Below are 12,395 nucleotides of genomic sequence, written 5' to 3'. Positions count from 1 at the left end.
AACTTAATATACTTCCTGACTTGTCCTCCCTTGTCGCACTAAAACTAATTCACTTCTGAATATCAGTATTTTACAGTTTTGAAAACCGTAATTTGTCGCACTAAGCTTAAATTATGCTACGAATTCGAACTGTTACGACTGCCTCAGGAGCAAAGGCTGTTCAGGTAATTTATTATTATAAGCGAAAAAGGGTAGTCTACAAGCATATCGGTTCAGGAAGGTCAGAGGCGGAAGTCGAATCTCTTATGTTGGTCGCGCAGGATTTCATCGACAATTACACACCGAGCTTGCCGTTCAAGGAGGAAACAAAGTTTGACAATTTGATTTTCCTGGACAGAGCGCAGTTTTTAGGTGTACATTATACCTTTTTATATGAAGTACTTTCGAAAGTCGTCAACAAGGTCGGTCTATCCTATATCAAGAAACCACTATTGTTGGATCTTGTCATTATGCGGATCTTAGAGCCTGCTTCAAAATTGCGATCTATAGAGCTGATGGATACCTATTTTGGCATTCGTCATCGAAGGCAGAGCTTTTATAAGTCAGCCAGGGATTGGCTGGAGCTGAAGCAGGATGTCGAACAGATCGTTGTTGCCTTCGCAAAGAGCAGCTACGCGTTCAATTTCGAGCTGTTGTTCTATGATGTAACCACCTTGTATTTCGAGACTTTTGAGGAAGACGAGCTCAGGGAGAATGGCTTCTCTAAAGACAATAAATCACAACAACCCCAGATATTGGTTGCTTTGATGGTGACCAAAGAAGGCTTCCCTGTATCCTATGAGGTGTTCTCCGGCAGCACATTTGAGGGGCACACGATCCTTCCCGTCGTACAGAAGTTCATCCGCAAGCATGGCGTTGCCAATTTTACCATCGTCGCAGATGCGGCCATGATAAGTTCGGTCAATGTCCAGGCATTGGTCGAAAGTAATATCAATTATATCGTAGGTGCAAGACTGGGGAATCTTTCGAGTCCCTTGATCGAACAAATCGATCGCTCTCTCAAGAGAGAAGACGGCCATAGCATCAGGATAAAAACCGATAATGGATATCTGATATGCAGTTATTCGGCAGTACGATACAAAAAAGATAAGTACGAAATGGAAAAGCAGATACAGAAAGCAGAAACGATTATCCAGACTCCCTCAAAGGGTAAGAAGACAAAGTTTACCAAATCGAGAGGCGAAGTATTAGAACTCAACCGTACGCTGATCCAAAAAACGAAAAAATTGTTGGGAATAAAAGGGTATTACACTAATCTGGAAGAAAGTGTTGCTGACAACAATACGATAATAGGGCATTATCACGAACTGTACAGGATTGAACAGGCTTTTAGGATATCTAAAAGCGATCTTCAGACCAGACCAATTTTCCATTACAAAGAAGAGCCTATAAACCTTCACTTATTGGTCTGCTTCATGTCGCTAGTAGTATCCAAACATATTGAATTGTCAACCGAAGTATCTATAAAAAAGTTCGTAACCGAATTGAAAAAGGTCACGGACGCCAGGATGGTGAATGGAATTACAGGGAAGGAAATACGCATTAGGGCCAAAATAACGCCGTTAATCGAAAAATTGGTGCAAAATCTAAAACTGCCGCACTAAAAGGGACAAGTCAGGAGGACGAATAATAAACTTCCAGCTCCCTCCAAATTGTGCTACATTATCAGAAAGTTTTTGCCCTTTTGAAAAAGAGCTCCTCCGGAGGATGCTGGAGTTTATTAATAATCAGGTGTTCTTCTTTGATGACGTCATTTACTAATTGGTGCAGTTTCTTCATCTGATCATCTTCTGCCTTGAATTTTTTTATACTCATTCAGTTCATCCTACTATACTAACTACTACACTGATTAATATTAATTAAGCTTCCATCATAACTCTTACCTACAGAATTAATTCATAATTAAACGACAGGTTTGCCCTGCAAAACCCTTATAATTATTGCAACTAAAGCAATAACTAACAGAATGTGAATGAGACCACCTGCATGAAAAGCAAAAAAACCAACTAGCCATCCTATTATTAATAGTACAGCCAGTATATACAATAAATTTCCCATAATTTTAATTTTTAAGTTTGCTAATCCTGTTTAACAGATTTATTTTCATTTATTCATAGCCACTTTTTATAACCGTTAATATCATTTTAAAGCGCTCATTTGCTTTTATACTATTGGGTGAGTGTGCAGGTATAATAATCGATTGCCCTGTCTCTAATAAGTTCAACTTACCATCGATAATTACTTCCGCATTGCCTTCTATTATTTGTGCAAACGTATCAAATGGAGAAATTTTTTCAGTCAGCATTTCGCCGGTATCAAATGAAAGTACACTAATATTGCCGGTCGACTTCTTGATGATTGTTTTGCTTACAACCGCATTCGATAAGTACTCTATTATTTCAACAATGATGAGTGCTTTTGATTTTTCAACTTCATCGCTGTCCATCTTCTGTTCTCCTTTACTCACTGCACATAAGCTGTGCGCTACCTCAACTTAATATACTTTTCTAGTGTTTAAGAAATAGCTTTAAAAATTTCAAAAGAATAATGAGCCAAAAGGTATTGACCCATTATCATATTAAATAGAAATTATAGTTCTTGAATAATTAAATTTAATTCCTCTTTGGTTTTACCCAATTTGGCTTCAATCTTTCTCAACATTTCTTCTCTATTACCCTGTTCGTAGTGAACATCGGCTTCTGTTAAAACAGGAAACTTTGCAATAAGCTTAGCTTTTTGTTCAAACCATTTTCCTTGTCCGAACGTTCCTGTTGATTTGGTTTCTTCCATGATTTTTATCTTAATGGTGTTTAACAATTATAGAATAAATGTACTACTATAAACCAACGGGAACGTTACATAACTAAATCTAATAGTTACATAATTCACACATTATCAATATCTAAGGCACCCACTTCTTTCTTTACGTTTAAAAAGAGATTGTTTTTGATAGGATTATTGAGCTGACCGAACATTTGTTCGGGATAACCGACAGGCTTACTACCGTAAACTCAAAGAAAATCAATTAAACAACAAAAGCTCGCCTATCGGATGGAACTGGTAATGTGCAAGCAAATCTACATGCCCAGATAGGGTGGCAAGAAACTATTTTGCTTAAAGGATGAATTAATAGGCCAGAATAATTTTTTGATATCCTCATAGGTAATCAGTCGCTGTACAATCTTAGTGCCGTCATATATCAACCTTATTGTCGATATATGAAAATCAAACGACTCGGTTAGATGGGTATTCTAAAAAGATTATGAACTATTACGAGTCAAAATGTATCAATAAATTAAAGATTTCTGCGTTGGCAATCTTACTTGACAAACTTCAACAGCCATTTTCTTTCGAAAAATTGGTGTTTTTTTATAAAAGTGATGAAACTAACCTCGCTGATGCATCACCAAACTTTTTCAGTTGATTTCGTTTGCTCCAAACACCTAACTTAAGCTCTTTACTCTGTTTAATATCATTTATAAATGCTGTTTTCAGTTCCTGATTTAATCTTTTATCATAAACCATGGCATTCACTTCAAAGTTCAAATAGAAGCTTCTTATATCCATATTTGCGGTTCCTATTATAGATAAATTATCATCCACAGTTATTGTTTTAGCATGAACAAAACCTTTTTGGTATCGGAATATTCTTACTCCGGTACTTAATAGTTCTTCATAATATGAACAAGATGCTGCGTTCACAAATTTTGAATCCCCTTCACCAGGAACCAATAAACGTACATCTACTCCACTAAGAGCCGAGCGCTTAATAGCGTTCAAAATACTTTCATTAGGAATAAAATAAGGAGTTGTAATATATAACTTTTCGAGGGCAGAATTTATAGCTGCAAAATAAGAAAACATAATATTGGCCATTGGTGAATCGGGTCCGCTGACCGCTATTTGTACCAAAGCATCATGCTGAAAGCCCTCAATATGAGGAAATAATTCTTTCGTAATCTTTAATTTACTTCCACTGCAAAAATTCCAATCAGCAATAAATGTTGATTGAAGGCCTGCTACTGCACCTCCCTTCACCATTAAATGGGTATCGCGCCAAAAAAGCTCCTTAGACTTTCCATTATTAAGATAGCGATCCCCAACATTTATACCGCCAACAAATCCTATATTTCCGTCAATGACAATGATTTTACGATGGTTACGATAATAGATCCGGTTGGATAAAAGAAAAAATTTAATACTATAGAATGGATAAATTTCAATGCCTGCTTCCAGTAGTTCTTTCTCTAATTGCTTTTTAATTGCATGACTACCAAAAGCATCGTAAATAAATCGGACTCTTACACCTTCTTTAACTTTACGTATCAGAATATCTTTAATCTTATTTCCAATCACATCATCCTCATAAATGTAATATTCCAAATGGATATGATTTTTGGCTTGTTCTAATTCAGCTAACAGCATTTCAAACTTCTCATTCCCATTAAGTAACAGCTTTATCTTTTCTACCGGATAAAGTGGTGACAAAGCCTCATTTAATAAGAATTTAATAATGGGTTCTTTACCCTTTAATAGGTCCTTGTTTTTTTTCAAAAAATTTTCTGAATCAAGAACCTTCTGCTGCTTTGTTGCTGAAAACATCGCTGCATCCTGTTCAATTTTTTTTGTATAGAGCTTTTTCTTACGAAAATTCAACCCAAAAAATAGGTAGATAATAACCCCTGCAACTGGTATTAGCACAACAATAAGAAGATACCCTAATGATTTGGCAGGAGTTCTATTATCCATTACTATTTTTATTAATACTGTAATAATTAGTAATATATATAGAGTCACTATAATATAATAAACAGGTGATGTAATAGACAACATGAGTCGTAGGTATTTCTCTCTATAATATCGGAAATTTAATCTGCACCTCGCAAATGCATGAGAAACATCTTTGAATAACTTTTTTTCAGTTTAAAAATCCGTCAATGAATAAATTTTTAATTGTATTCTGTATATCAGCAAAAGGAAAACTAATATAGCGTTGTGAATTTCTATTCTTGCAGGTTTATTCAAAGCGTATAAATTCAGGACGTTGAATGGGCGTAGTTCTGAATCGTATATTGGGGATGCCCCTGATCTGAAAACCAGTATTTTTCATATCTGAAGGTCCTCCGGGGTAGAGATAAGCCACTATTTCTAAGGTACGAAACGCGAGACTTTCATTTCTAATGCGTACGCCAGTTCCCAGTACGGAGTACAGACGGTTCCCGAAAAGGAGTTCATCATTGTCTCCAAGCTGCGCTACCTGGGCAACTGCGAAAAAATTAAATTTAAACCCTAATAACTGGAAAGGAGCATAGCAATTAGCCTCACCTGTAAGCTTAAGGCGTTGATATCCATGTAGCAAATCAGAATCAAAGCCTATGATGCCTTTTTCAGTGTTAAGGTTAATTGATTTATTAAAATGGGGGTTTATGCCAATCATATAGTTTAAACCGACCATGTAGCGAAGCTTCCATCGACTAAGGGTATGAAGATTACTGTAATAATCATTTTTAAACTCCATCACCACATCTTCAAACTCATTTCTAAAAAAACCGCCAAGGCCAATGGTTGTTATCATAAAATTGCCTTTGGTAAATATCTTTGAGCGTTCAAATTGTGCTCCTGTGTAAATCCGTTCCCTGTTAATCCATCTCTCCACACCTGCTGTTAGTGCCAAATTGTAGCCACTGGGAATATCTTCTATGCGGCCAAATCCATACACATAATGGGTTTTGAAATAGCTTTGTAGGAAAAAGTTGTATTGTCCGATTACATACTGGCGATTGTTATAAACTGGATCTAGCCGGTAAATCTGCTGTTGTGGTTGGCGACTAAAATCAATCAAGCTATACCTTAATGATATCGCTTTGCGAGTACGATTCTCAAAACCTGTTTTAAGCAGTTTCTGCACATTAAATGCCCAGGCTCCCCAAACATCAAAATATTTGTAGGCATAGTTTCGATAAGAACCAGCAGATTGGGAATCAACATTCATGGAGTAATTGTATGAAATGGTTAAGCCACCACCTATCCGCACGGTAGGTTTATAGAGTTGCCTGTCCATATGCATAAATAAAGAAGTTTCATAAACCCCAGTATCAATAGGAACTGCGTCGTTTAATGTAGTATAGCCAATGGCTGCGTCCACAAAACTCCCCCAAATATTATATTTGACATATGAAGCGGCCGTTCCTACAGTCGGATTACGATACTTGTCAATGCTCATCGCCACATCAATTCGCTGACCTCCTCCCAGAAAATTGACATTGTATAGTGTCACCTTAGAGTGGGCAAAGCTTGCTCCGAATTCAAAAGCATCCTGAATAATGATTACTACATCGACAGAGTCCTTAGTATGTGAAAGAGGTTTTATGGAAATTTCTGCTGCCTGGAAGAAGGGTAAATTACGCAGGTAATACGCGTTATATGACATAAGATATGGACTCACTGTATCGTTCTTGCTGAAAAACAATCCTTCCTTGATAACCTTTGTTTTGGTGTTTACGTGCAAAAAGTCCAGAAGATGTTGAAGTTTTTGAATGCTATTACGTTGTTGACGATTTTCCTTTGTGTCTTTGTTAAAAACATTCACCTGAGCGATAATGATATCACGGATCACCTTACCTTGGTATGGCCGATATGGTCTTTCACTTAGAATATCATAGGCAGTATTCTTCAATATTTTAATCAGTGTATCTCTCGAATTGCTATATCTTAATCTTAGTGATTCGATGCGAAAACTCATTTTATTTCCCGAATCGGAAGAAAGTGTGTCACTGTAAAAAGAAAAATTTGTAAGTCCCCAAGTGCCGTTAACAGCTTGTACTATGAGAGGAAATGAACAAAAGAATATGTAAGCAAATAAAGCAAAACAAATTATAGGCCGACTTCTGTTATTCTTTAGCTGCATTATGCTAAAATATACACAAATAGCTTGTTTATTTCAAGATCACTTATAAAGCTCCTAAATGTTGTAATCCAATGATTGACCCCTATTATATCATTTTAAAGCTTTCGTTGCATTGGTGGTATTGGGCAAGTTTAAACACACTAATATGGCCTACTGACTTTTGACAATTATTTTGCTTACAACCTTCACTCGAAAAGTATTATATTATTTCAAAAATGATAAATTATAAAAGGTTCACCCCTTTATATGATGGTGAACCTTGGCTTGTTTACTTTTGGGAAGTAAATCCTTTAAATGCTTTGCCTAAATCATACATGTCATGATTGAACTTTTGCTTAAATGACGACCAATCACTGTTATTATATTTGTAATCGGTAATTCGCTGACGCAGATCATCGTTTTTAGCTTCCAGATTCTCAATATTTTTACTGTATCGGCTACTGGCCTTAGTATTGCCTTCTTTAGCTTTTGATTTCATTTTTGCTTTTAAATCGGCAATATCTTTATCATTACTCTGAATTTTTTCCTGGGCATCTTTCTTAAACTGTGCATAGTCTAAAGAATCTACATTATTTGCTAAAACCTTAATGTCCTGGGGGGGGTAATTATTTTTAATAAACCCTCTTGGCCAAAGGCCAAAGCACTCATTCCCACTATAAAACCTGTTATAACTAAGGACATAATTAACTTTTTCATCTTATTAAATAAGTTTGTTTAAAAACATTCATTTAACTCGCTACTGCTTATGCCACTAACTCAATATACCTTTCTAGCGTTTAAGAAATAGCTTTAAAAATTTCAAAAGAATAATGAGCCAAAAGGTATTGACCCATTATCATATTATTATAGTTCTTGAATAATTAAATTTAATTCCTCTTTGGTTTTACCCAATTTGGCTTCAATCTTTCTCAACATTTCTTCTCTATTACTCTGTTCGTAGTGAACATCGGCTTCTGTTAAAACAGGAAACTTTGCAATAAGCTTAGCTTTTTGTTCAGACCATTTTCCGTGCCCGAACGTTCCTGTTGATTTGGTTTCTTCCATGATTTTTATCTTAATGGTAGTTTAACAATTACAGAATAAATGTATCACTATAAACCAGCAGGAATGTTACATAACTAAATCTAATAATTACATAATTCACACATTATCGAGGTCTACTATGCCTCGTCTTTTATGTTTTAATTGTTTAAAATAGGAGGGGGTAATCCCATTAAACGACCTTAAAGGTAGCGGTCAGTTGTCCGATAGTTTTTAAGCGACCCTTCTTCCAATTTTGGTATAAAAAGCACAAAAAAAGACTTTAAGGAGTTCTAGGAGTGTTAGCGGATCAATCCCAAAAGTTGTGGAGTAAGCAATAAAAGTTCATTTTTGTGCATCCTAAAAAACACCATGCACGAGTCCTATAAAGCCCTGATCCCACTGATCCTTCCTGAATCCATTGAGGAATATTTCGAATTAACCGACGTGGAGAAAAAAGACGCCGCAATCCATATCTATTTAAAGGAAGTCAACAAGACCCCTGAAGAGTATTCGGCAAACAAATTGCACTCCAAAGGCTTTTTTGAGCCCATCACTTTGCAGGATTTTCCCATTCGGGGTTTTCAGGTATACCTGCACATTACCCGCCGCCGATGGATGAATGAGGATACCGGCAAAGTCGTTTACCGCAATTGGGATTTAGTGGCCCAAGGCACCCGCATTACCAAGGATTTTGCGGCTTTTTTAAAAGCATTCAGCCGATACACAGGCGCATAGCCTGCAAACCATCGCCGGTTTCTATGGCGTGAATGGCAAGAAACTTCATCGCAGCTACCGGAACCGCTTAAGTAATTTTAACTCCTGGAAAGCGGGCAACGATATCGAAAAAGGACTTTTGTTTCCCCAAAACAGGGGACCTTATCTTTCCATTGACGAAACTTCGTTGTCCTTAGGGGAACTCTATACCATCATCACAAATAAAGACGCCAGGGGCAAAAAAGGGACCGTTGTGGCCATCGTCAAGGGCACGCAGTCCGATGGGATCATTCCCCTGCTCAAGCGACTTCCCAAACGGTTACGGAACGAAGTAAAAGAAGTAACCATGGACCTGGCAGGAAGTATGAACCTTATTGTCAAACATTGTTTTCCCTATGCCAAACAGGTGATCGATCGTTTTCATGTGCAACAACTGGGGGGAGAGGCCTTGCAGGAAATTCGCATCCAGCATCGCTGGAAGGCCATAGAGGCGGAAAACAAGGCCTTGGAAAAGGCCCGAAAAACCCAAGCAGAATATCATCCGAAGATCTATGCCAACGGGGATACGCTCAAGCAATTGCTGGCCCGCAGCCGTCACCTGCTGTATAAAGCCCAGGTGAACTGGAGCCAGGAACAAGAAAAACGGGCAAGTCTTCTCTTTGAGCTATATCCAGATCTGGGACAGGCTTATGCATTGGCTCAAAAGCTCTCCTGGATTTACAACCACTCCTCATCTAAATCCCTGGCCTTAACGCGCTTCCCAATGGTATGACCAGGTGGAAAAGGCCGGCTTTAAAACGTTTAATACCCTGTCCAAAACCATACAGCTCCATTACGAACGGATCCTGAACTACTTTGACAACCGCAGCACCAACGCTTCGGCCGAATCGTTCAATGCTAAAATCAAAGCCTTCCGGAGTCAATTCAGGGGTGTGAAGGATGTACCTTTTTTCCTTTTCAGGCTTACTAAATTATTTGCTTAAGAAAGGGTTGCTCCACAGGTTTTGGGATTGATCCGTGTTAGCTCATCATAAATTTGATTTGTTTTGATTTTAGACGATAGGAGAAAATGAAAAAAACCTCTAAATAATATAATTTAGAGGTTTTTGACTTTGCTTGTTAAGCCTGTTGTCGGGGTGGCAGGATTCGAACCTACGACCTCCACATCCCAAATGTGGCGCGATACCGGGCTACGCTACACCCCGAGGCGTTACTTAAAGAGTTCTAAAGTTTTTAGTCGGGGTGGCAGGATTCGAACCTACGACCTCCACATCCCAAATGTGGCGCGATACCGGGCTACGCTACACCCCGAAAACTTTAGCGGTGAGGGAGGGATTCGAACCCTCGGTACACTTTTGGCGTACGACGGTTTAGCAAACCGTTCCTTTCGGCCTCTCAGGCACCTCACCTGCTTTAAAAACCTTTGTAAGAACTCCGTTTCGTAACGGGACTGCAAATATAGAAATAAGATGCTTGCACCAAAAACTTTTTCAAATAATTTTTGCCCTTTTTAGCTCACTTGCTCACTTTCAGTTAATTATTTTTTATAATTTTTTCATGCTATGACTCAAAAACCGGATTTTCCGGAGTTTTAATAGCTGTGGATTGATATTCTACACGTACATGATAGATGCTCATGAGCATTTGTTTAAAGATTTGCTTAATGATTTCAATATCTTTTAAGGTAATGTCGGTATTAATAAGTTGTTGTTGTTCTAGTTTATAATTAATGATTTTATCTACTAATAGATCAATACTACGGCCATCGGGATCCTTTAGTGTTCTTGATGCAGCCTCAACCGAATCGGCTAGCATTAATACGCCGGTTTCTTTAGAAAATGGAATAGGGCCCGGATAGCGAAATACCTGCTCATCAAAAATGCGATCAGGGAAGTTTTTTAGGAATGACTGATAGAAATAATCCACACGTGTTGTTCCGTGGTGGGTTTTAATAAAATCGATTACCGATTCCGGGATATTATTTTTTTCAGCAAGCTCAACTCCATCTGTTACGTGGCGAATAATTATTCTGGCGCTTTCTTCGTAGGTTAACTCATCATGTGGATTGCCGGTTTTTTTCTGGTTTTCAACAAAATAGTTAGGCGCTTTCATTTTTCCTATGTCATGATATAAGGCTCCGGTACGAACTAGCAGTGCATTACCTCCAATTTTATAAATGGCTGCTTCGGCTAAGTTGGCCACTTGCATAGAATGTTGGAAAGTGCCTGGAGCTTTAAAGGCTAACTCCCTTAATAATGGGTTATTGGTATTGGAAAGTTCCATTAAGGTAATATCCGAGGTTACACCAAATAGCTTTTCAAATAAATAAATCATAGGATAGGCAAGTAATGATAATAAAACACTCAGAACAAAAGGTGAGAATGCTATCCAGTCTATTTTTGTAAAACTACCTTCATGTATAAAGGAAATTCCAATAAAACAAACCAGATAAGTCAATAATATGAAGAAAGCCGAAACAAGGTATTGAGAGCGTCTTAATAAGTTTTGAATACTGTAAATGGCAGTCATTCCGGCTGTAATTTGAAAAAAGGTGAATTCAAAGCCATTGGGAACGAAGAAGCCGGCTACAAGTACAACCAAAATGTGAATGTTCAATGCCAAGCGGGCATCAAACAATAATCTGATAATAATAGGAACGATGCAGTAGGGTATATAATACAAACTTGGAAGCTCAATTTTTATAGCCCATGAAAGGGTAATTAGCATTCCTGAAACAATGATAAGTATTAAGGAAAGTTGTCGATAATCGTAATAAAGATCTTTTCTGAATAAGTATAGAAAGACCATTAGTAAGGACAGTGAAATTCCAACCAGAATTAATTGTCCCAATGCCACGATTTGTCGTTTACCTGAAAATAAACCGGTCTGTTCGTATTCTTTTCGAAGGGATTCTATTTTTTTATAGACATCATCTGTAACCACATCTTTATTAGAAACAATCAATTCTCCTTTTTGTACCATGCCTCGGTAAAGAGAAATACTTTCAATGGCTTTCTTTTCAAGTTTTTGGGTTAAGTTTTCATCGAAAATAACATTTGGTTGAATGTGATCTTGAATGATATCTATTAGAAATGCAATTTCTACATCAGACTCTTTTCTCAATTTGATTCGTACATAATCTAATGCCCGGGACGGAGTAAATAACGTAGAAGAATTTACATTAGTTGCTACATTGTTTTGCACCAGCGTTAAGTAATAATCAGCAAGCTTGTTTTTTTGATAGTGATTATTTAACTCAATGATACCGCGTTTATAAAATTCATCGATCAAATCAATCCCAACTCTGAAGTTTTTAGCGCGGTTACCGTTCCCTTGGAATCTTGACTTCCATTTGATGTCAAAGTCTATCTTGAAAGCCTCTTGTTCTACAGAAGTTACCTTGTCATCAACTTTATAAACAGGAAGTACAGCACTAATTGCTTCGTTTTTATCAGCTTCCAGCTCTTTATTGGTTTTTTCTATGGCGAAGTTAAAAGGAGAAATAAGGTCAGGATGCATCCAAACTTTGCCTTTTTCATACTCATATTTAAATCTTTTTTCTTTAGGAAGAATCAATACCACCACTACAATACAAATTAAAAGCATAATAATGTGGTACATTTGAGCGTATTTAACTCGAAAAAACCTTAAAACCTTACTGTTAATAATCACGTTATGACAAATATATAATCGCTTGAAAATACAAATTTGCACAATATTGCGCATATATATAATTAGACGTTTTTTTACA

At 37.2% G+C, this 12,395-nt stretch carries 12 protein-coding genes and 3 tRNA genes; 4 read left to right on the top strand and 11 right to left on the bottom strand.

The genetic code is table 11. The features are described 5' to 3' along the window. Positions 1-113: 113 nt before the first annotated feature. A complete protein-coding gene (locus tag L2B55_RS12590; RefSeq protein ID WP_237846199.1) occupies positions 114-1,604 on the top strand; it encodes an IS1634 family transposase in 1,491 nt (496 codons plus the stop codon). A 298-nt stretch (positions 1,605-1,902) separates the two neighbouring features. Here L2B55_RS12590 and L2B55_RS12585 read toward each other — a convergent pair whose 3' ends face one another. The 7 genes from L2B55_RS12585 to L2B55_RS12555 form a co-directional block, all read right to left on the bottom strand. Continuing rightward, positions 1,903-2,058: a lmo0937 family membrane protein gene (locus tag L2B55_RS12585; RefSeq protein ID WP_237846195.1), complete on the bottom strand. Its 156-nt coding sequence runs from the start codon at positions 2,056-2,058 to the stop codon at positions 1,903-1,905. A 49-nt stretch (positions 2,059-2,107) separates the two neighbouring features. Further along, entirely contained in the window at positions 2,108-2,467 is a 360-nt protein-coding gene (locus tag L2B55_RS12580; RefSeq protein ID WP_237846192.1) for a cupin domain-containing protein, read from the bottom strand. Positions 2,468-2,589: 122 nt separating this feature from the next. Beyond that, on the bottom strand, positions 2,590-2,790 hold the full coding sequence (locus L2B55_RS12575; protein ID WP_237846190.1) for a general stress protein CsbD: 201 nt from the start codon (positions 2,788-2,790) through the stop codon (positions 2,590-2,592). Positions 2,791-3,369: 579 nt separating this feature from the next. Further along, complete coding sequence (gene cls, locus L2B55_RS12570) at positions 3,370-4,749, bottom strand: cardiolipin synthase (protein WP_237846189.1); 1,380 nt, start codon at positions 4,747-4,749, stop codon at positions 3,370-3,372. Between the two features lie 268 nt (positions 4,750-5,017). Then, on the bottom strand, positions 5,018-6,676 hold the full coding sequence (locus L2B55_RS12565; RefSeq protein WP_237846184.1) for a BamA/TamA family outer membrane protein: 1,659 nt from the start codon (positions 6,674-6,676) through the stop codon (positions 5,018-5,020). Between the two features lie 499 nt (positions 6,677-7,175). Next, positions 7,176-7,385, bottom strand: a complete 210-nt coding sequence (locus tag L2B55_RS12560; RefSeq protein WP_237846182.1) for a hypothetical protein — start codon at positions 7,383-7,385, stop codon at positions 7,176-7,178. Positions 7,386-7,750: 365 nt separating this feature from the next. Next, a complete protein-coding gene (locus L2B55_RS12555; protein ID WP_237846180.1) occupies positions 7,751-7,951 on the bottom strand; it encodes a general stress protein CsbD in 201 nt (66 codons plus the stop codon). Between the two features lie 348 nt (positions 7,952-8,299). On the opposite strand from L2B55_RS12555, the gene L2B55_RS12550 reads away from it, so the two are divergent. The 3 genes from L2B55_RS12550 to L2B55_RS18885 are packed head-to-tail and all read left to right on the top strand — an operon-like array spanning position 8,300 to position 9,627. Continuing rightward, positions 8,300-8,665 (top strand): ISAon1 family transposase N-terminal region protein, encoded by a 366-nt coding sequence (locus L2B55_RS12550; RefSeq protein WP_237846177.1) that lies wholly within the window; start codon positions 8,300-8,302, stop codon positions 8,663-8,665. A 28-nt stretch (positions 8,666-8,693) separates the two neighbouring features. Further along, the gene (locus tag L2B55_RS12545) at positions 8,694-9,416 is read left to right on the top strand and encodes an ISAon1 family transposase (RefSeq protein WP_255696445.1); all 723 of its coding nucleotides are present in this window, start codon (positions 8,694-8,696) and stop codon (positions 9,414-9,416) included. Between the two features lie 4 nt (positions 9,417-9,420). After that, positions 9,421-9,627: a transposase gene (locus L2B55_RS18885; protein ID WP_255696444.1), complete on the top strand. Its 207-nt coding sequence runs from the start codon at positions 9,421-9,423 to the stop codon at positions 9,625-9,627. A gap of 148 nt (positions 9,628-9,775) precedes the next feature. On the opposite strand, the gene L2B55_RS12540 is transcribed toward L2B55_RS18885, so the two are convergent. The 4 genes from L2B55_RS12540 to L2B55_RS12525 form a co-directional block, all read right to left on the bottom strand. Further along, positions 9,776-9,849 (bottom strand) — tRNA-Pro (locus L2B55_RS12540). A 32-nt stretch (positions 9,850-9,881) separates the two neighbouring features. Continuing rightward, positions 9,882-9,955, bottom strand: a tRNA-Pro gene (locus L2B55_RS12535). 10 nt (positions 9,956-9,965) lie between these two features. Then, a tRNA-Ser gene (locus L2B55_RS12530) sits at positions 9,966-10,053 on the bottom strand. 151 nt (positions 10,054-10,204) lie between these two features. Further along, complete coding sequence (locus tag L2B55_RS12525; protein WP_237846176.1) at positions 10,205-12,250, bottom strand: HD family phosphohydrolase; 2,046 nt, start codon at positions 12,248-12,250, stop codon at positions 10,205-10,207. Positions 12,251-12,395 lie beyond the last annotated feature (145 nt).

Source organism: Solitalea lacus, from assembly GCF_022014595.1.
In the GTDB taxonomy this organism is placed as follows: domain Bacteria; phylum Bacteroidota; class Bacteroidia; order Sphingobacteriales; family Sphingobacteriaceae; genus Solitalea; species Solitalea lacus.
The sequence above is the reverse complement of the archived record's forward strand: the minus strand, read 5'-3'. Positions and strand labels throughout refer to the sequence as shown.